Source organism: Brevundimonas abyssalis TAR-001 (assembly GCF_000466985.1).
GTDB classification, from domain to species: domain Bacteria; phylum Pseudomonadota; class Alphaproteobacteria; order Caulobacterales; family Caulobacteraceae; genus Brevundimonas; species Brevundimonas abyssalis.
The window spans coordinates 1-19265 of the sequence record NZ_BATC01000054.1; the positions used below are offsets into that span (position 1 = coordinate 1).

Annotated in this window: 22 protein-coding genes and 1 other RNA gene; 12 read left to right on the forward strand and 11 right to left on the reverse strand. The window is 68.7% G+C overall.

What is annotated here, in order from left to right; translation table 11 throughout:
* Both MBEBAB_RS11740 and MBEBAB_RS11745 read right to left on the reverse strand, forming a co-directional pair.
* Window positions 1–1165 (reverse strand): HAMP domain-containing protein (locus MBEBAB_RS11740; protein ID WP_148291528.1); only part of this gene is annotated, 1165 nt, incomplete at its 3' end.
* Window positions 1162–1875: a response regulator gene (locus MBEBAB_RS11745; protein WP_081703517.1), complete on the reverse strand. Its 714-nt coding sequence runs from the start codon at window positions 1873–1875 to the stop codon at window positions 1162–1164. The genes MBEBAB_RS11745 and MBEBAB_RS11740, both read right to left, overlap by 4 nt.
* A 144-nt stretch (window positions 1876–2019) precedes the next feature.
* Between MBEBAB_RS11745 and MBEBAB_RS11750 the strand changes: the two genes are divergently transcribed.
* On the forward strand, window positions 2020–2358 hold the full coding sequence (locus MBEBAB_RS11750) for an EF-hand domain-containing protein (protein WP_021698218.1): 339 nt from the start codon (window positions 2020–2022) through the stop codon (window positions 2356–2358).
* Window positions 2355–2630: an EF-hand domain-containing protein gene (locus MBEBAB_RS16270; RefSeq protein WP_200865122.1), complete on the forward strand. Its 276-nt coding sequence runs from the start codon at window positions 2355–2357 to the stop codon at window positions 2628–2630. The genes MBEBAB_RS11750 and MBEBAB_RS16270 overlap by 4 nt, the downstream gene beginning before the upstream one ends.
* Before the next feature lie 48 nt (window positions 2631–2678).
* Here MBEBAB_RS16270 and MBEBAB_RS11760 read toward each other — a convergent pair whose 3' ends face one another.
* The gene (locus MBEBAB_RS11760) at window positions 2679–3413 is read right to left on the reverse strand and encodes an SDR family oxidoreductase (RefSeq protein WP_021698220.1); all 735 of its coding nucleotides are present in this window, start codon (window positions 3411–3413) and stop codon (window positions 2679–2681) included.
* Between the two features lie 190 nt (window positions 3414–3603).
* On the opposite strand from MBEBAB_RS11760, the gene MBEBAB_RS11765 reads away from it, so the two are divergent.
* Window positions 3604–4443, forward strand: coding sequence for an AraC family transcriptional regulator (locus tag MBEBAB_RS11765; RefSeq protein ID WP_021698221.1), 840 nt, complete (start codon window positions 3604–3606; stop codon window positions 4441–4443).
* Between the two features lie 55 nt (window positions 4444–4498).
* Window positions 4499–5737 carry a S41 family peptidase gene (locus MBEBAB_RS11770; RefSeq protein ID WP_021698222.1) on the forward strand — a complete coding sequence of 413 codons (1239 nt, stop codon included), beginning with the start codon at window positions 4499–4501 and terminating at the stop codon, window positions 5735–5737.
* Here the strand turns inward: MBEBAB_RS11770 and purT are convergent.
* Genes purT through tkt form a run of 3 tightly spaced genes read right to left on the reverse strand, consistent with a single transcriptional unit; the run spans window position 5727 to window position 9755 of the window.
* The gene (gene purT, locus MBEBAB_RS11775) at window positions 5727–6920 is read right to left on the reverse strand and encodes a formate-dependent phosphoribosylglycinamide formyltransferase (RefSeq protein ID WP_021698223.1); all 1194 of its coding nucleotides are present in this window, start codon (window positions 6918–6920) and stop codon (window positions 5727–5729) included. The genes MBEBAB_RS11770 and purT overlap by 11 nt on opposite strands.
* A 2-nt stretch (window positions 6921–6922) precedes the next feature.
* A complete protein-coding gene (locus MBEBAB_RS11780) occupies window positions 6923–7780 on the reverse strand; it encodes an alpha/beta hydrolase (RefSeq protein ID WP_045319278.1) in 858 nt (285 codons plus the stop codon).
* Between the two features lie 25 nt (window positions 7781–7805).
* The gene (gene tkt, locus MBEBAB_RS11785; protein WP_045319281.1) at window positions 7806–9755 is read right to left on the reverse strand and encodes a transketolase; all 1950 of its coding nucleotides are present in this window, start codon (window positions 9753–9755) and stop codon (window positions 7806–7808) included.
* Window positions 9756–9906: 151 nt separating this feature from the next.
* Between tkt and MBEBAB_RS11790 the strand changes: the two genes are divergently transcribed.
* The 8 genes from MBEBAB_RS11790 (at window position 9907) to MBEBAB_RS11820 (ending at window position 14872) form a co-directional block, all read left to right on the forward strand.
* The gene (locus MBEBAB_RS11790) at window positions 9907–10164 is read left to right on the forward strand and encodes a hypothetical protein (protein ID WP_021698226.1); all 258 of its coding nucleotides are present in this window, start codon (window positions 9907–9909) and stop codon (window positions 10162–10164) included.
* Entirely contained in the window at window positions 10164–10472 is a 309-nt protein-coding gene (locus tag MBEBAB_RS11795; protein ID WP_021698227.1) for a cell division protein ZapA, read from the forward strand. The genes MBEBAB_RS11790 and MBEBAB_RS11795 overlap by 1 nt, the downstream gene beginning before the upstream one ends.
* Window positions 10473–10519: 47 nt before the next feature.
* Window positions 10520–10681: non-coding RNA, 6S RNA (gene ssrS, locus MBEBAB_RS15800), on the forward strand.
* A 34-nt stretch (window positions 10682–10715) separates the two neighbouring features.
* The gene (locus tag MBEBAB_RS11800; RefSeq protein WP_021698228.1) at window positions 10716–11336 is read left to right on the forward strand and encodes a 5-formyltetrahydrofolate cyclo-ligase; all 621 of its coding nucleotides are present in this window, start codon (window positions 10716–10718) and stop codon (window positions 11334–11336) included.
* A complete protein-coding gene (locus tag MBEBAB_RS11805) occupies window positions 11337–12158 on the forward strand; it encodes a TIGR00282 family metallophosphoesterase (RefSeq protein ID WP_021698229.1) in 822 nt (273 codons plus the stop codon).
* Between the two features lie 49 nt (window positions 12159–12207).
* Window positions 12208–12654, forward strand: a complete 447-nt coding sequence (locus MBEBAB_RS16275) for a hypothetical protein (protein ID WP_148291529.1) — start codon at window positions 12208–12210, stop codon at window positions 12652–12654.
* 345 nt (window positions 12655–12999) lie between these two features.
* Window positions 13000–13773 carry a YebC/PmpR family DNA-binding transcriptional regulator gene (locus tag MBEBAB_RS11815; protein ID WP_021698231.1) on the forward strand — a complete coding sequence of 258 codons (774 nt, stop codon included), beginning with the start codon at window positions 13000–13002 and terminating at the stop codon, window positions 13771–13773.
* Between the two features lie 79 nt (window positions 13774–13852).
* Window positions 13853–14872: a class I fructose-bisphosphate aldolase gene (locus tag MBEBAB_RS11820; RefSeq protein WP_021698232.1), complete on the forward strand. Its 1020-nt coding sequence runs from the start codon at window positions 13853–13855 to the stop codon at window positions 14870–14872.
* Window positions 14873–14879: 7 nt separating this feature from the next.
* Here MBEBAB_RS11820 and MBEBAB_RS11825 read toward each other — a convergent pair whose 3' ends face one another.
* The 5 genes from MBEBAB_RS11825 to MBEBAB_RS11845 all read right to left on the reverse strand — a co-directional run.
* Window positions 14880–15905, reverse strand: coding sequence for a cysteine synthase A (locus tag MBEBAB_RS11825; protein ID WP_021698233.1), 1026 nt, complete (start codon window positions 15903–15905; stop codon window positions 14880–14882).
* Between the two features lie 82 nt (window positions 15906–15987).
* Window positions 15988–17040, reverse strand: coding sequence for a phosphoadenylyl-sulfate reductase (locus tag MBEBAB_RS11830; RefSeq protein ID WP_021698234.1), 1053 nt, complete (start codon window positions 17038–17040; stop codon window positions 15988–15990).
* Entirely contained in the window at window positions 17027–18682 is a 1656-nt protein-coding gene (locus MBEBAB_RS11835; protein WP_021698235.1) for a nitrite/sulfite reductase, read from the reverse strand. Before MBEBAB_RS11835 ends, MBEBAB_RS11830 begins: the two co-directional genes overlap by 14 nt.
* Complete coding sequence (locus MBEBAB_RS11840) at window positions 18682–18963, reverse strand: DUF2849 domain-containing protein (protein ID WP_021698236.1); 282 nt, start codon at window positions 18961–18963, stop codon at window positions 18682–18684. The genes MBEBAB_RS11835 and MBEBAB_RS11840 overlap by 1 nt, the downstream gene beginning before the upstream one ends.
* Window positions 18960–19265 (reverse strand): SAM-dependent methyltransferase (locus MBEBAB_RS11845; protein WP_045319280.1); only part of this gene is annotated, 306 nt, incomplete at its 5' end. The genes MBEBAB_RS11845 and MBEBAB_RS11840, both read right to left, overlap by 4 nt.

Genomic DNA, 19265 nt, shown 5'->3' on the forward strand with positions numbered 1-19265 from the left:
CCCGGTCATGGTCACCCCGGCGCCCGTCTCGGCGAAGTCGCGGACGGTTTCGCGCGCCAGCCGGGTCAGGTTCAGTCGGGAGCGCAGCTGCCCCCCCGTCCTCTCCCCGCGCATAGGCCAGGGCGTGGGCGATCAGGGCGTCCATCTCCTCGATGTCGGCGGCCATGCGGTCGCGTACAGCGGGCTCGGCCTGTTCAGCGCGGAAACGAAGGCGGGTCAGGGGCGTGCGCAGGTCGTGGGCGATGGCGGCGATGGTCTGGGTCCGCTCGGCCACGTGACGGCGGATTCGGTCCTGCATGTCATTGAAGGCGGCCATGGCGGTGCGCACCTCGCGCGGGCCGGACGGGGTCAGGGGCTCGGCCTCGGGATCTGCGCCCAGGCGCTGGGCGGCTTCCGCGAACAGGCGGATGGGCCGGGTCAGACGCCGGGCCATGATCCAGACCAGCGGCGCCAGCAGGGCCAGGGTGATCAGAAGCCCCATCAGGATGCGCGCCTGCCACGGGCTGAGCAGGCCGCGCGGCGGCGCCACCACGGCCCATCGCCCGTCCTCAAGCTGAAGCGCCGCCGTGAAGGGCGCGAAGGTCAGATGCTCGGCCAGCAAGGTGAACCCGGTCCCACCCCGCTCGATGCGGATCGGCGCCCCCGCTTCTCCCTGACGAATGACCCGAACCTCGGTATGGATTTCGCCTTGGGCCACGGCGGACGGCGGAGCGGGGACAGGCGGTCTGTCTTGCTCGTCGCGCTGGACGAAAACGAAGCTTTCGCTGCGTTGCCGGCCCGGGCCACCCGGGGCGGGGCCCCGCAAGGTCGGTGCGAAACGATCGCGGCGCGGCGGCTCCAGCCGCACACGAACGGCCTCAGGCTCCACTTCAAGACGTTCGGCGAGGGCCGCGGCCAGCGCGACTTCGAGGGGCGAGGTCTGGGGCGCAGCGGGCGGTTCCGCAGCGATGCGACGGCGCAGGCGGCGGCCGTCCGAGGTTTCACTCTCGCCTCCCCTAAGGGCCTCGGCGGCGGCGGGCACGCCGAAGCCGGCCGGGCGCGGCTCGGGCGCCAGGACGATCAAAGTGAAGGTCACGGCCTGGGCCGCGATCACCGCCACCGCCGCCAAAGCCGCCACCTGGACAAGCACCGGCGGCGCGGCCCATCGGGAGAACCGGCGCCTCATCGTTGCGTCACCGGGGTGTCGAACAGATAGCCCTCGCCGCGCCGGGTGACGATCAGCGACCGGCCCGAGCCGTCGTCCAGCTTTTTCCTCAGGCGGCTGATCTGCACGTCCACGGCGCGGTCAAAGCTGTCTGTTGTCTGGCCGAAGGCGGCGTCCAGCAGCTGATCGCGGCTCATGACCCGGCCGGGCCGTCGCACCAAGGCGTGCAGCAGGGCGAACTCGCCCGCCGTCAGGGTCACGGCGCGTCCGTCCGGTGCCGTGAGTTCATGGCGGGTCAGATCCAGCCGCCAGCCCGCGAAGGCCAGCACCGGCGCTTCGCCCACGGGGGCCGAGCCGTCGCGCCGCCGCAGCACCGCCCGCACCCGCGCCAGCAGTTCGCGGGGATTGCAAGGCTTGGCCAGGTAGTCGTCGGCGCCCAGCTCCAGCCCCACGATGCGATCCGTCTCCTCGCCCATGGCCGAGAGCATGACCACCGCCTGCCCCCGAGAGGCCAGGCGGCGGCAGGCGGAAAGGCCGTCCTCGCCGGGCATCATTACATCCAGCACCACCAGGTCGGCGGGCCGCGCCTGCAGCGCCCGGTCCATCTCGGCCGCCGAGGCGGCGGGCTCGGCCGCATAGCCGTGTCGGTCCAGATAGTCGCACAGCACCTCGCGGATGCCGGGGTCGTCATCCACGACCAGAAGGCGGGGGCGGGCTTGGGTGTCAGTCATGGCCCTCATTGTGAAAGGCGGTCGCGGCGACCGTATTTCAAGGCTGAAACAAAGGCGGGGTCGAGTGAAATATCCCCGCAAGGCGCGTGGTTCATCAGGTCGTATCCGCGCCCTTTCGAAGGCGCATTCAACGGGAGACCTCTCATGCGCACAGCCGCCGCCATCGCCGCCCTCATGCTTATCGCCCCCGCCGCCGGGGCGCAGGAAGCCGAGAACCGCACCGAAACCCGCGTCATGGTCCTGAACGGAGCGGGCAGTGAAGGCGGGCTGGACCGCGACGGCGACGGCTATGTCACGCGCGAGGAGTTCCTCATGCCCATGATGACCGCCTGGACGCGCATCGACGCCGAGGGCGCCGGGCGCGTGTCCACCGAGGCCCTGGCGCAGGGCGTTCGCGGGGCGAGGGCGGCGACCGTCACGTCTTCATGTTCCGCTCTGGCGAAGACGGCCCGATGGAGTGGCATGGCGAGGGCGGGCCGGTGATCATCGAACGCTCGGACGGCGAGACCCGCGTGGAGGTGCGCCGCATCGTACGCGGCGGCGCGAGCGGCGGCGAGCACGGCCCGCGCATCATGATGCTGGGCGAGGGGTCGGACGCCATGGACACGGATGGCGACGGCCGCGTGTCGGAGGCCGAGTTCCTGGCCCGCATGGGCGAAACCTTCCGCCGCATGGACGCCGACGGCTCCGGCTATCTGGAAGACGGGGAACACGGGCAGCACAGGATGCTCCGCCGGGAACGCAGGGAGGACTAGGCGACGTACGTCGAGGGCGAGGATATGGCGTCCTCGCCCTAGACGGGATCAGACCGTGGTCGCGGTCGGGCGGACGATGATCTCGCTCACGTCCACCTCGGGCGGCTGTTCAATGGCGAAGCGCACCGCGCGGGCGATGGCCTCAGCCGGGATCGCCTTCTTGCGGTATTCGTCGATGAAGGCGGCGGTGTCGGCGTGGGTGATGGTCTCGGCCAGCTCCGACACGGTCACGCCCGGCGACACCACCGACACCCGCACCTTGTCCGTCTCCTGACGCAGGGACTCCGAGATCACCCGCACCGCGAACTTGGTGGCGCAATAGACCGACGCGGTCGGCAGGATCTGGTGCCCGGCGGTCGAGGCGATGTTGATGATCTGGCCCTCGCCCTGCGCCTCCATGATCGGCAGCGCCGCCGCGATGCCGTGCAAGACGCCGCGGATGTTGACGTCGATCATGCGGTCCCACTCGTCGACCTTCAGGGCGGCCAGCGGCGACAGCGGCATGACGCCGGCGTTGTTGACGATCACGTCCACCCGGCCGAAGCGCTCGCGGGCCGCCTCCACGAAGGCCTGCACATCCTCGCGCGAGGTCACGTCCAGGGTGCGGGCCATGGCCTCGCCACCCGCCGCCTCGATGTCGGCCTTCAGGGCTTCGAGCCGGTCCAGCCGCCGCGCGCCGATCACCAACCGGGCGCCGGCCCCGGCCAACTCGCGGGCGATCGCTTCGCCGATGCCGCTGCTGGCCCCGGACACGAGCACCACCTTATTCATTGCTTCCGTCATGTTTGCCTCCTTGGTCTGACGAGACCGGGATAGGGCGTGGACATGCGGACGCGTTAGAATGGTCCTTTCGGATTCTTGCACGATCCTCCACTGTGCGGCATGGCCCGTTGCACCCGGCATCTGGCGGTGGAATGCAGGGAACATGGAGCCACTCGCCTCACTGATCGCCCGACACACGCCCGGAGACGGCATGTTCGATACGGCTGTTCCCGGCATGGCGCTCATTCGGCAGGGGCAGCCGACAGAACGGATTCCCGTTCTGCATCAGCCGGCCGTATGCATCATCGCCCAGGGCGCCAAGGTGGTCATGCTGGGCGAGGAGACCTATCGCTACGACGCCGCATCCCACCTTGTGGTGTCCGTCGACCTTCCACTGACCGGCCAGGTGACCGAGGCCTCGACCGAGCGTCCCTACCTCTGCCTGCGCATCGACCTGGAGCCGGCGGTCTTGATAGACTTGATGGCGGCCCGCCCACCCGCGCCGGGCGGCGAAGGTTCGCGTGGGGTGCATCTCAGCCGCACCACGCCAGAACTGGCGGACGCGGCAGTGCGCATGGTGCGACTTCTGGACAACCCCGGGCATGCCGCAGTGCTGGCGCCCCTGATCCGACGCGAAATCCACTACTGGCTGCTCACCGGGGATCAGGCGGGCGTCGTCCGTCAGATCGGCGCGCCCGACAGCCGCCTGTCCCATGTGACCCGCGCCATCGCCTGGATCCGCGACAATTATGATCGTCCGTTCAGCATCGAGGCCCTGGCCCGCGAGGTGGGCATGAGCCCCTCGGCCCTGCACCAGCATTTCAAGGCGGTGACCGCCATGAGCCCCCTTCAGTATCAGAAGCAGATCCGTCTCCAGGAAGCCCGCCGCCTCATGCTGAGCGAGGCCTGCGACGCCCAGGGCGCGGGCTTTCAGGTCGGTTACGATAGCCCCTCCCAATTTTCGCGAGAATACGTCCGCCTGTTCGGGGCGCCGCCCGCACGGGACGCGGCGCGGCTGCGCGTGGAAGGGATGCCGGCCGCAGTCGTCTGATCCGCCCCTCAACTTTGCAGTTCCCGACCATATACGATGTGTCTAGCTTGACCGCATGATGCCGTGCATCCGCCTGTCCCCGATCCTGATCGGCCTGACCGCCCTGGTGCTGGCCGCGTGCCAGAGTGCGCTGCCCTATGTGCGGTCGGGCGAGCCGACGCCGGCGCCGGTGGTGGTGGCGGACGGGTCGGCCGAGCGGCGGGCGGTGAACGAACAGGTCTATGACGCAGCGACGGCCTGGGTGGAACAGCTGTTCTACCGTGCCGACTTCAACGGCGTGGACTGGCCCGTCGTGGCGGCCCAGCGGCGCGAGGCGGTGGTCGCCCAGGCCGACGAGTTCGCCTTTTATGACAGCTTCAACGAGGTGCTGGAGGTGCTGGACGACCGGCACACCAACGCCATGGCGCCCCACCGCCGCCAACGAAACGAAGCCATCGAGCGGGGCGACCATCACGCCAGTTATGGCATGGCCCTGCGCTGGTCGCCGGACGGCTGGTTCGTCCATTCAGTGCGCGGGGACGGCTCGGCGGTGGAGGCCGGGGTCCAGATCGGCTGGCGGCTGGAGACCCTCAACGGACGACCGCTGGAAGGTGCGGCCCCGCCCGCCGACGGCCGCGTGGACGAGGCGGTGTTCACCGACGAGCATGGCGCACGCCAGGTCAGATCCCTGACCGGGGAGATCCTGCCCGCCGAGCCGCGACGCACCGTGGAGCGCCTGGACGGCGGCGTGATCTATGTGGCCTTCGAGGATTTCGACGGCCCCACCGCCGACTGGGTGCTCGAGCAGTTGGCCATGGCGGCGGCCGAGAACCCGTCCGGCGTCATTATCGACCTGCGCGAGAATGACGGCGGCCAGATCAACGCCATGCTGCGGATCATGGGCGGGCTGATTGAGCGGAAACAGACCGCGGCGTTGCGCACCGGACGCCTGATCGATTTGCGCTATGAGGCCGAGCCCGCCGAGGCGCCCTGGCTGGGGCCGCTGGTGATCCTGGCTGACGGCGGTTCGGCCAGCGCATCCGAGATCTTGGCCGCCGCGCTTCAAGAATCCGGGCGCGCGGTGGTGATGGGCGAGCAGACCACCGGCATTGTGGTTCTGTCCAACACCCTGAACCTGCCCGACGGCGGGCGGCTCAGCGTAGGCGTCCACGAATTGCGCACGCCGTCGCGTGTGGTGTTGGAGGGACGCGGCGTGATCCCCGACGTGGAGATCGTCCCCACTCTGGCCCAGCGGCGCGCGGACGAGGACGTGATCCTTGCGGCGGCTGTGGCGCGGCTGGCCGCTAACCCCTGACCGGCTTGACCCTGGAGGCGGCTTCGCGCGCCCGGTCGCGAGCCTGATCGGTGGTGTCGCCCCGGGCAAGGGCCACGCCCATGCGGCGATGCTCGAAGCTCTCGGGCTTGCCGAACAGGCGGATGTCGGCGGTGGGCACGGACAGGGCGTGGTCGACGCCCTCGAAGGCGATGCCCTGCGCGTCCATGCCGCCATAAATCACGGCGCTGGCGGCGATGTCGGTGCGGCTCACGTCCACCGGCAGGCCCAGGATGGCGCGGGCGTGGATGGCGAACTCGCTGAAACGCTGGCTGGCCAGCGTCACCAGCCCCGTGTCGTGCGGTCGGGGCGATACCTCGGAGAACCAGACCTGATCGTCCTTCACGAACAACTCGACGCCGAACAGACCGAGGCCGCCGAGCGCGTCGGTGACCTCGCGGGCTATGTCCTGCGCAGCGGTCAGGGCGGCGGAGCTCATGGGCTGGGGCTGCCAGCTTTCCACATAGTCGCCCTTGACCTGACGATGGCCGATGGGGTCGCAGAAATCGGTGACCACCTGTCCGTCGCGCAGGGAGCGCACGGTCAGCAGGGTGATCTCGAAATCGAAGTCGATGCGCCCCTCGACGATCACCCGCGTCGTCTCGACCCGGCCGCCGGACTGGGCGTAGGCCCAGGCGTTGGCGCAGTCCTCCAGCGCCTCCACATAGCTCTGGCCCTTGCCGGACGAGGACATGACCGGCTTCACGAAGACCGGCAGGCCGATGCGGTGAGCCGCGTCCGCAATCTCCATGGCCGAACCGGCGAAGGCGTAGGGGCTGGTGAGCAGCCCAAGCTCTTCGGCGACCAGACGGCGGATGCCTTCGCGATTCATGGTCAGTTGCGTGGCGCGGGCGGTGGGGATGATCGTGGCCATGCCCGCCGCCTCGATGGCGGCCAGCACGTCGGTGGCGATGGCCTCGATCTCGGGCACGATGATGTGCGGCGCCTCGGCCATGATGACCCCGTTCAGCACCTGCGGGTCGGTCATGGGGATGACGTGGCTGCGGTGCGCCACCTGCATGGCCGGGGCGTTGGGATAGCGATCAACCGCCACCACCTCGGCGCCCAGACGCTGCAGCTCGATGGCCACTTCCTTGCCCAGTTCGCCCGCGCCCAGCAGCATCACGCGCACGGCGGTGTCGGATAGAGGGGTGCCGATGCGCATGGTCAGTCTCCAGTCTGCGGCGCCGGATACAGGCGTCGGAACGCCTCCAGCGCGGCCCCGTGATAGATGGTGGCGTGGCTTTCGGTCGGGCGCGGCGTGAAGTCCCAGGTCACACCGGGTATGGCGTGGTCCCGCAGATTGGCCAGTAGAACGTCCATGGGCGCCTGCATTTCAGCACCCTCGTCGCCCAACGTCAGGATCAGGGTGCGCGGATCATTGGCGTGATCCCTCAGATGCGCGCCCGCCTGCCGCGCCAGCCGCCCGCCGTCCCACCACAGACTTGGACTGACCGCCACATAGGCGTCGAACATCTGCGGCTCCTTGAGGAAGGTCTCCACCACGAACAGGCCGCCCAGCGACTCGCCCATGAGCGCGGTCTCGCCATTCGTCCGGAAGCGACCCTCGATGAAGGGCTGTACCTCTTCCGCGATGAACCTGCGGAAGCGACCGGACTGCCCCTGCGTCGGATAGCGAGAGATCAGCGCCGGGTCTTCGGTCGGCAGCGCCAGCTCGTTGCGCCGGTCTGCCGAAGCGATCCCGACGACGATCACATCGCGCGACGTGCCGTTGACGGTGCCCAGCTGGGCGATGCCGGAAATGTGGTGGAAGTCCTGAAACGTCACCCCGCCGTCCAGCAGGTAGAGGACGGGATAGGCGGTCGCGCTGTCGTCATAGCCCGGCGGCAGCCAGACGTTGATCTCGCGCGCGGTCCCATAGATCGAGGAGGCCAAGGCGTAGGAGGTCCCGATCACGATGGGCGTCTCGGGGGGCGCCTCAGGGGTCGTCTCCTGCGCGCGCGCAGCGGGCGCAGCCCCGGTCAGGAAGGCGGCGACGACAAGCATCCCCAACAGGCTCCTCATCGTCGGTCTCCCTTGAAGCCGGGCCTTACAGCCGCGCCTTCACCTGTTCCACCACCGCATCGGCGGTGATGCCGAAGCCTTCGTACAGGCGCGGGGCCGGGGCCGAGGCGCCGAAGGACGACATGCCCACAAAGCCACCGTCTTCGCCGATGAACCGCTCCCAGCCCTGCTTGATGGCGGCCTCGACGGCGACGCGGACCGTGCCGCGGCCGATTACGGCGTCCTGATAGGCCTTCGGCTGCTGCTCGAACAGTTCGAAACACGGCACCGAGACCACCCGGGTCGGCACGCCCTGGGCCTGCAGGGTGTCGCGGGCCTTGAGCGCCAGCGGAACCTCGGTGCCGGTGGCGAACAGGGTGGCCTTGGCCTCGCCGTCAGCGGCGCGCAACTCATAGGCGCCCCGGGCGCACAGGTTCTCGTCTGACGCGGTGACGCGCACCGCGTCGGTCTTCTGGCGCGACAGGGCCAGGGCCGACGGGGCGGTGCGGTGCTCCAGCGCCAGCTTCCAGCACTCGAACGCCTCCACCGTGTCGGCGGGGCGGAACACCAGCAGGTTGGGAATGGCGCGCAGGGCGGCCAGATGCTCCACCGGCTGGTGGGTGGGGCCGTCCTCGCCCAGACCGATGGAGTCGTGAGTCAGCACATGCACCACCCGGATGCCCATCAGGGCGGCCAGGCGGATGGACGGGCGCGAATAGTCGGAGAACACCATGAAGGTGCCGCCGTAGGGGATCACGCCGCCGTGCAGCGCCATGCCGTTCATGGCCGCGGCCATGCCGTGCTCGCGGATGCCCCAGTTCACATAGCGGCCGGAATAGTCCGGCGTGTCGAGGATCGGCGTGTCCTTGACGTAGGTGTTGTTGGACCCGGTCAGGTCGGCCGAGCCGCCGATCATCTCGGGGATGCGGCCGAACAGCTCGGTCAAGGCGGCGCCCGAGGACTGACGTGTGGCCTGGGCCGGCTTCGTCTCCACCAGTTCGGCGATCTTAGCGTCGAGGGCGTCGAAGGCGCCGGCGGGCAGATCGCCCTTCATGGCGCGGGTGAAGTGGTCCGCCTGTGGGTGAGCGGCCAGACGGCCTTCCCAGGCCTTGCGCAGCTTGCCCCCCCGGCGGCCCACGGCGCGCCAGGCCTTCTCGATGGTGTCCGGCAGGTCGAACGGGGCGTGATCCCAGTTCAGACCCAGACGGGTGGCGGCCACCTCGGCGGCGCCAAGGGCCGCGCCGTGGGTCTTGTGGCTGCCTTCCATGGTGGCGGAGCCGCGCCCGATCTTGGTCTTGCAGGCGATCAGGGTCGGCTTATCCTGGCGCGTGGCCCACAGCAGGGCGCGGCGGATCTGGCCCTCGTCATGGCCGTCGATGGCCTTGACCGCCCAGCCCGAGGCCTTGAAGCGCGCCAGCTGGTCGGTGGCGTCGGACAGGCGCACCGCGCCGTCGATGGTGATGTCGTTGTCGTCCCACAGCACGGTCAGCCGGTTCAGCTTCAGCCGTCCGGCGATGCCGATGGCTTCCTGGCTGACGCCCTCCATCAGACAGCCGTCGCCGGCGATGACCCAGGTGCGGTGGTCCACCAGATCCTCGCCGAAGCGCGCGTTCAGGTGCCGCTCGGCCATGGCGAAGCCCACGGCGTTGGCCAGGCCCTGGCCCAGCGGACCGGTGGTGGTTTCGGCGCCGGGGATGTGGCCGTACTCCGGGTGACCCGCCGTCTTGGATCCCCACTGGCGGAAGTTGGACAGCTCCTCCTTGGTCACGGCCTTGTAACCGGTCAGGTGCAGCAGGCTGTACAACAGCATCGAGCCGTGGCCCGCCGACAGGATGAACCGGTCCCGGTCCGCCCAGTCCGGACGGCTGGCGTCGAACTTGAGATATTTCGAGAACAGCACCGTCGCCACATCGGCCATGCCCATGGGCATGCCGGGGTGGCCGCTGTTGGCCTTTTCCACCGCGTCCATGGACAGAACCCGGATCGCATCGGCCATCTGGCGCATTGAGGGCTTGGCGGACGGAGTGCGGGTGGTCTGGGGCTCGGCCACGGCGGCGGACCTCTCGAAGAATGAATAGTAAACGGGGGCGGCGCCGCTTTACCCCGACGCGCCTTCGGGTTCTATACGAAAACTGGAGGATTTGAGCATGGCTGACGCCGTCGAGGCCGCACGGGCCCGCATCGACCGTGCGCTGAACGATCTGGAGCGCAAGGTGCGTGAGCTGAAGGCGCGGCCGGCGCACGTGGCCGACGACGACCTGTTCGCACCGCGATCCGGCGGCGCCGCCCCCAATGCCGAGAGCACCGCCCGCGTGGCCGAACTGGAGACCGCCGCCGATGAGGCGTCCCGAGCCCTGTCGCGCGCCGCCGACGAGGTCCGCGCCATGTTGAATGGAGAGGGCTGATGGCCACCGTCACCGTCGAGATCAACGGCCGGCCCTATGGGGTGGGCTGCGCTGACGGGCAGGAAGAGCGCGTGCGCATCCTGGCCAAGCAGTTCGACAACCATGTGCGCGACGTGGCTGCCGACGTGGGCCAGGTGGGCGACATCCGTTTGTTCCTGATGGCCGCCCTGGTGCTGGCGGACCAGCTTCAGGAAGCCCGTATGGGCGAGACTCCCCCCGCCCCCGCCGCTGCGCCCTCCGAGGCCGGGGTCGCCGAGGCTCTGAACGCCGTCGCCGCACGGATCGAGAAGATCGCAGCTGGGATCTGATCCGCCTTGTTGAAGACACCGCTCGCGCCTATCTTGCGCGGTGGCGGGTCATGCTGTGGCTCACGTCGAAGGCAACATATCCTCGCGGCCTTAATTCACTCGAAGGGAGTTGTCCCTGTCCGGGCTCGTGGGCCCGGGCATACGGCGCCCACCTGGTTATCCAGGCTCGAGAGGATCAAACCGTCCTTCACGGCTCTCGCGGCGCCGCCAACCCTTTCCCCCGAAATACGCTAGGCTGGGATCGTGACCGTCAAAGCCGATCTTCGCGCCGCCATGCGGGGCCGCCGCAAACAGGCCGCCGACGCCAACCCCTACGCTGCCGAGCGGCTGGTGGAGCATGTGGGCGCCATGCTGGATGCTCTGTTTTCCAGCACCGGCGACTTCGCGACAGACGCCTCCGACCGAACCCTCACCGCCGCCCTCTATGGCGCGCTGGGCTCGGAGATGGACGCTGCCCCTCTGGCCCGCGCCCTGATGGTTCACGGGCTGGAACTGGCCCTGCCGGTGGTGGTGCGTCGCGACGCCCCGCTGGTCTTTCGCCGCTGGCGCCCCGGCGATCCTCTGGAGCTGGATCAGGCCGGATGCCCGGCGCCGCTGGACCTGGCCGGCGAGATCATCCCCGACCTGATCATGGTGCCGCTGCTCGCGTTCGACGCCGCAGGCGGACGGCTCGGCCAGGGCGGTGGCTATTACGACCGGACGCTAGGGGCCCTGCGTGCAGAAGACCGCATGCCCCGCATCGCCGCCGTCGGCCTGGCCTATGCGGCCCAGGAAATGGACAACCTGCCCATGGACGCCCACGACCAGCCTCTGGATGGAGTCCTGACCGAAGCGGGCTATAGGACCGCGCAAAAGGGTATCTGAATGAGACTGGCTTTCTTCGGCGATGTTGTGGGCAAGTCCGGGCGTGACGGGCTGTCCGATCACCTGCCGGGCCTTCGCCGCGACCTGAAGCTGGATTTCGTGGTGGTCAACGCAGAGAACGCGGCGGGCGGCTTCGGCATCACCGAGAACACGGCGCGTGACATCTTCAACGCCGGCGCCGACGTCCTGACCCTGGGCAATCACTCCTGGGACCAGCGCGAGGCCCTCACCTATATCGTGCGCGAGCCGCGCCTGATCCGACCGGCTAACTACCCGCGCCTGATGGACGCGCCGGGCCGTGGCGCCGACGTGTTCACGACATCGGACGGCCGTCGAGTGTTGGTCATGAATGTGCTGGGCCGGATTCACATGGACCCCATGGACGACCCGTTCAGCGCGGTGGAGCGTGAGCTCAACGCCGCGCCGCTGGGCGTGGTCGCCGACGCCGTGATCGTGGACATGCACTGCGAGGCCACCAGCGAGAAGATGGCCATGGGCCATTTCTGCGACGGCCGCGCCTCTCTGGTGGTGGGCACCCACACCCACGTCCCCACCGCAGACTGCCAGATCCTGCCGGGCGGCACCGCCTACCAGACCGACGCCGGCGGCTGCTGCGACTACGACTCGGTCATCGGCAACGACAAGGAAGAGCCCTTGCGCCGCTTCACCACCCGCCTGTCCGGCGGTCGCTACGTGCCGGCAAGCGGCCCGGCAACCGTCTGCGGGGTCTATGTGGAGACGGACGACCGCACGGGCCTCGCCACGCGCGTCGAGCCGATCCGGGTCGGCGGCCGATTGAGTCAGGCGATTCCGGCCGTTTGATTTTCATGTCATCCATTCGTCCTGACGCCAGTTGACGCAGGAGCTGTCCATGATCGGCCCAACTTCGGAATTCTCAAGCAGACTTACGTTGTCCCGTCTTGTTCTGGATATGGACCCGGTGGTTCAGCTTAATTTGCTCATCTTGGTCGCGTTTGCCTGTCTTTTAATCGTGCTGGCGGCATCAGAAATTCTGACTGAAGGAAGGGTCAAATCCGGCACGCTAGTAACGACGACAACGCTGGCCCTACTAGCTCCCCTCATGGGCGTCTACGCTGCTGCCTACAACCTGATGAACACCTTCATCGGCGGAGCCAACACTGGCTCCGTCAATCTGGCCATTTCTTATGTCTCGTTTGCCGAAAGTGCGTTTTGCATTGGGTTCGGAGCTTTGATTGGGATGTTCGCGCTAGTTGCCAGAATGGCGTTCAAGCTGCGGGAGGCAAGGGACGAGCAGGAGTACGGCGATAGGCCCGAAACCCCTCGCAAGAACCCCTGACAAATCCCATCGAAGGCTCGGACCGGTCCGGCCTCCACGGATCGTCAGTCGTCCAGCCACCCCATGAGCGCCAAGCGCCGACACCGGTCAGCACGCCCAACGCGAAGGCGGTGACCACTGCGCCGGTGGCGACGGCAGTCGAGACGGTGACGGGCCGGGCCTCGTACCATTCCACGATGTCGGCTTCGTCGTCTTCGTCGATCAGAACGTCTTCGGCGGCCATGTCATCCCTCCAGCTGGCTGATCCAGGTCTAATCCCCGGCCGGCGCACCGGTTCCTTGTTAGGCTGAACGGGTTGCGCTAGATGGCGCCCTTCCCTTTCCGACCCAGATTCCGGGGTTCCGCATGGCCGGCCATTCCAAGTTCAAGAACATCATGCACCGCAAGGGGCGCGCCGACGCGGTGCGCTCCAAGCTGTTCTCGCGCCTGTCGCGGGAAATCACCGTGGCGGCCAAGTCCGGCCTGCCCGACCCGGCGCTGAACCCGCGCCTGCGCCTGGCGGTCAACAACGCCAAGGCCGAAAGTTTGCCCAAGGACGTGATCCAGCGCGCCATCAGCAAGGCGGCCGGCGGCGACGTCGATACCATGGAGGAGATCCGCTACGAGGGCCGCGGCCCCGGCGGGGTGGGCATCATCGTCGAGGCCCTGACCGACAACCGCAACCGCGCGGGGTCGAACATCCGCGCCGCCTTCACCAAGAACGGCGGCGCCCTGGGCGAAATGAACTCCGTCGCCTTCATGTGGGACCGGGTCGGCGAGATCCGCTATCCGGCCGAGGCGGGCACCGAGGACGCCGTCATGGAAGCCGCCATCGAGGCGGGCGCCCAGGATGTGCACAGCGATCTGGTCAAGCCCGACATCTACGAGGATGCGCCCGGCCACACCATCTGGACCGCTTTCGAGGATCTGAACGAGGTGGCCGAGGCCATGTCCAAGGTTCTGGGCGATCCCAAGTCCACCGCCCTGGTCTGGAAGCCCCAGTCCGAGGTTCCGGTCACCGGCGAAGCGGTCGGCACCCTGTTCAAGCTGCTGGACGCCCTGGACGCCGAGGACGACGTGGCCAACGTCTATTCCAACGAGGACATTTCGGACGAGGACGCCGCGAAATACGGGGGCTGATCTTCCTGTAACGCGGCGTGACTTTGCCGCCGCCGGACGCTAGACAGCGGCAAAACAACATATTCAGGGGTATTTCGGCATGGATCTCGCGGCTCTGAACGCGGTGGCGACGGCCATGGTGCAGCCCGGCAAGGGCATCCTGGCGGCGGACGAATCCACGGGCACCATCAAGAAGCGCTTTGACGCCATCGGGGTGGAGAATACCGAGGACAACCGCCGCGACTATCGCGAGCTGATGTTCCGCGCGGACGCCATGAAGGACCACATCTCGGGCGTCATCCTGTTCGAGGAGACCCTGTTCCAGGACGCCGCCGACGGCACCCCGCTGGTGGACCTGATCAACGCCTCCGGCGCCATCCCCGGCATCAAGGTGGACAAGGGCGCGACCAAGATGGCCGGCTTCCCCGGCGAGACGGTCACCAAGGGCTTGGATGGTCTGTCCAAGCGCCTGCGCTCCTACCGCGAGCGCGGCGCGCGCTTCGCCAAGTGGCGCGGCGTCATCGAGATCGCCGACGGCGTGCCCACCTGGACCTGCATCAAGTCCAACGCCCACGCCCTGGCCCGCTACGCCCGCATCTGCCAGCAGGAGCAGATCGTGCCGATCGTGGAGCCGGAGGTGCTGATGGACGGCCCCCACGACATCAACCGCTGTGACGAGGTCACGCGCCAGGTGCTGCAGACGGTGTTCAGCGAGCTGTTCGAGCAGCGCGTGGCGCTGGAGGGCATCGTGCTGAAGCCCAATATGGTCATCTCGGGCAAGGGCAGCGTGCGTCAGGCGACGGTGGACGAGGTGGCCGAGCGCACCATCGCCGCGCTCAAGGCCACCGTGCCGTCATCGGTCCCGGGCATCGCCTATCTGTCCGGCGGTCAGACCGACGAACAGGCCACCGCTCATCTGGACGCCATGAACCGCATCGGCGGTTTCCCCTGGAAGATGACCTTCTCTTACGGCCGCGCGCTTCAGGCCGCGCCGCAGCGCGCCTGGGGCGGCGACAACGCCAACGCCGCCAAGGCCCAGGCCGCCTTCGCCCACCGTGCGAAAATGAACAGCCTGGCCAGCCTCGGCCAGTACGACGCTTCGATGGAGACCGAAGCCTAGAGCGAGCCTACGCCGCCGCCTCGGCCGGAACGCCGGCGGCCCAGGGCGGCAGGGGCAGACCCTTCGACTTGAGGAAGTCGGTGTTGAACAGCTTGGACGCATAGCGCGTGCCGGGATCGCACAGGGGCGTGACAATAGTCTTTCCGGGGCCGATCTCGCGCGCCAGCCGCAGGGCGCCGGCGATGTTGACTCCGCTGGAGCCGCCCAGCGACAGGCCCTCTTCGAGGATCAGGTCGAAAACGATGGGCAGGAATTCCTCGTCGGGAATCTGATAGCTGTGGTCGGGCGTGAAGCCTTCCAGATTGCCGGTGATGCGCGCCACGCCGATGCCCTCGGTGATGGACGAGCCCGCCCCCTGCATGACGCCGGTGGTGAACCAGCTGTAGAGCGCCGCGCCCATGGGGTCAGCCAGGGCGATGCGGATGTCGGGGTTGCGCTCCTTGAGGAAGGCCGAGACGCCGGTGATAGTGCCGCCCGAGCCCACCGCGCTGACAAAGGCGTCGACCTTGCCCTCGGTCTGCTCCCAGATTTCCGGGGCGGTGCCGGTGTAGTGGGCGTTGCGGTTTGCGGTGTTGTCGAACTGGTTGGACCAGAAGGCGCCGTTGGGCTCGGTCTCGTTCAGCTCCTTCGCCAGCCGCCCGGAATAATGGACGAAGTGGTTGGGGCTGGAGAAGGGCGCGGCGTCCACCTCCACCAGCCGGGCGCCGAGGGCGCGGATGGCGGCCTTCTTCTCCTCGGTCTGGGTGCGGGGGATGACGATGACCACGGGGTGGCCCAGCGCCGCGCCCACCAGCGCCAGGCCGATGCCGGTGTTGCCCGCCGTGCCCTCGACGATCACCCCGCCGGGAAGCAGTTCGCCCGAGGCGCGGGCGGCGGTGACGATGCCCAGCGCGGCGCGGTCCTTGATGGACTGGCCCGGGTTCAGGAACTCGGCCTTGCCAAGGATGGTGCAGCCCGTGAGTTCGGACGCCTTCTTCAGCTTGATCAGGGGCGTGTTGCCGATCAGGTCGGCGACGGACTGGGTGACGGGCATGGTTGTCATCCGGGCAGGTGGGAGACGAGACATATAGGACGCCGCAGGCGGCGGCGCGACCGGGATCAGGCGGCGCGGGCGCTCAAGTGAATGCCGCACTCCACCTTGTCGGCGCCGGACCAGCGGCCCGCGCGGGCATCCTCGCCCGACCGCACCGCGCGGGTGCAGGGCCAGCAACCGATCGAAGCGTAGCCTGATCAGCCAGCGGATGAGCCGGCAGGTCGTGGTCGTCGAAGCGCGCCTCGACCTCGTCCGCGTCCAGATTGGCCAGCGGATTGACCCGCACCTGACCATCCAGAACCTCGAACACGGCCAGCCGTTCGCGGGTCGTCGCCTGATAGCGCTTGCGGCCGGTGATAAGGGCGTCATAGGCCGCCGCCGCGCGGCCCAGGGGACGGACCTTGCGCAGGTCGCAGCAGGCGTCCGGGTCGGAGCGCCACATATCGTTTTTCGGGTCCTCGCCCGCGCGCTCGGCGGCGTCGGGCAGAACAATCTTCACATTGGTCAGGCCCAGACGGGCCGTCAGCTTATCGCGATAGGACAGGGTCTGCAGGAAATGCTGGCCGGTATCGAGGAACAGGACGGGCGTGGCGGGATCGACCTGCGCCAGCAGATGCAAGCTGACCGCCGCCTCGGCGCCGAAGGACGACAGCTGGGCGATGCGGCCGGGGAACTCCCGGTGCGCCGCCGCCAGCACTGTTTCGGGATCGGCGTCGCGATAGCGGGCGTCCAGCCGGGCGGCCTTCTGCTCCAGCGTCTCCACGGCCGCACGGCGGTGCCAGACCGGAACGGCGACGTCAGACGCAGGCTGATAGACCGTGTCGATCACCGCCAACATGGCGCGCCATTCCGCTGGGTCGGCGCCCGCGTTCAGCCGCACGGCGTCGAAGCCGGAGCGTTTCAGATGGCGGGCCTGATCGGGCAGCAGGTCGCCCGCAGCGATCAGCTCGCCGCCATAGCCCCGCTCGCGCAGGATCGACGCCAGCGAGAAGCCGCGCCCGTCGCGAAAGGCGCCGAAGCGGATGGTCAGGCGGTTGGCGCCGACAGCCGCCGCCTCGACCTCGGCCAGCGGCGTGTCGCCCGGGATGGCGCCGTCCGGCTCGTCGGTTTCGGGCAGGGGATCAAGCAGCCTCATAGATGGCCTCGCGGAAGGGTTCGGCGCCGGTGCGGCGCACGGTGTCGATGAAGCGTTCGCCCTCGTGGCGGATGGCCAGGTAGCGGTTCAGGGCCCGCTCGATGGCGGGAGCCACGTCCTCGGCGGGCAGGCTCTTGCCCACGATCTCGCCCAGGGCCGCCTGCTCGTCGGGCGAGCCGCCGACGGTGATCTGGTAGAATTCCTCGCCCTTCCGGTCGACGCCCAGCACCCCGATGTGGCCCACGTGGTGGTGGCCGCAGGCGTTGATGCAGCCGCTCATGTTGACGCGGATCGGGCCCAGCTTCTCCTGAAAGTCCAGATCGGCCAGCCGCTTCGACAGGGCCTGCGCCACCGGGATGGAGCGGGCGTTGGCCAGGCTGCAGTAGTCCAGCCCCGGGCAGGCGATGACGTCAGTGACCAGATCGGCGTTGGCCGTGGCCAGACCGTGGGCATGCAGGGTGCGCCAGACCTCGGGCAGGTCGTCCAGCTTCACATGGGGCAGCACCAGGTTCTGCTCATAGGCCGCGCGCACCTCGTCGAAGGAGAAGCGCCGGGCCAGCTTGGCCACCACGTCCATCTGGTCCGCCGTCATGTCGCCGGGCACGCCGCCCACGGGCTTCAGCGAGATGATCGCGCTGGCGTAGCCGGGCGCGCGGTGGCGACGGACGTTGTTGCGGCTCCAGCGGGCGAAGTCAGGATCCGCCAGCAGGGCCCGGTCGAACGGGCCGGAGTGCTTCGGCAGGGTCTCGAACGGCGGCGGCGCGAAATAGGCCTGGATGCGGGCCAGCTCGTCGTCCGGAATGCGCAGATCCTCGTGGCGCAGGGTCTCGAACTGGCGCTCCACCTCCTCGCGGAAGGCGTCGATGCCCAGGGCGGCCACCAGAATCTTGATACGCGCCTTGTGGATGTTGTCGCGCCGGCCCAGCAGATTGTAGGCGCGCAGGATGGCGGTCAGATAGGCCAGCAGTTCGCGGCCCGGCACGGCGGGGGCGATCTCCTGGGCGATGTGGGGCAGTCGCCCCTGCCCGCCGCCGACGAAGACGCGGAAGGCCGTCTCGCCGTTCTCGCCCCGCACGATCTGCAGCCCCACGTCGTGGGTGCGGATGGCGGCGCGGTCAGTCTCGGAGGCGATGACGGCGATCTTGAACTTGCGCGGCAGGAACGAGAATTCCGGGTGGATCGTCGACCATTGCCGGATGATCTCGCACCACGGGCGCGGGTCCTCGATCTCCTCGTCCGTGGCCCCGGCGAAGACGTCGGTGGTGACGTTGCGGATGCAGTTCCCGGAGGTCTGGATGGCGTGCATCTCGACCTCGGCCAGCTCGGTCAGGATGGCGGGCAGGTCCGACAGGGCGGGCCAGTTGTACTGGATGTTGGTGCGGGTGGTGAAATGGCCGTAGCCCTTGTCATAGACCCGCGCGATGTGGCCCAGCTTCTTCAGCTGGGCGCTGTTCATCGTCCCGTAGGGCACCGCCACCCGCAGCATGTAGGCGTGCAACTGCAGATAGACCCCGTTCATCAGCCGCAGGGGCTTGAACTGGTCCTCGGTCAGGCGGCCGTCGACGCGGCGGCGGACCTGATCGGTGAACTCGGCGATCCGTTCGCTGACCAGGGCATGGTCGAACTCGTCATAGCGGTACATCAGGCGGCCCCTTCGATGTCGGGACGGCTGTGGCCGACCGTGGGCCCGGTGGAGCGGATGAACTCCTTGAAGCGGTCGCGGCCCGAAGGCTCGCCCGCGTTCACCTCCACCAGATAGGGGTTCACGAACAGGTCGGGCCGGGCGGCGGCGGACGCCAGGGCGCGCTCGGCCTCGGCGTCGTCCAGCCACAGGGCCTCGGCCAGGGCTTCGGTGGCCAGACCCTGCGCGCCCCAGTACAGGACGCGACCGTCGGACAGGCGGTTGGCGGTCAGCACCTTCATGCCGCGGCCTCCTGAAGCTGACGGGCCGGCTCGACGAAGGCTTCGGCGAAGGCCGCCACCTCGCCCACGAACAGCATGGCGGGGCCGGTGACGGCGTGACGGGCCACCAGTCCGCCCAGATCGTCCAGCCGTCCGGTCAGCACCCGCTCCTCGGGCCGGGTGCCGTTCTCGACGATGGCCACGGGGGTGGAGGGCGCGCGGCCCGCGGCGATCAGGCTGGCGCTGACCTGATCCGCCAGGCCGGCGCCCATGTAGATGGCGGCGGTGTGATTGGCCGTAGCCAGCGAGGCCCAGTGGGCCGC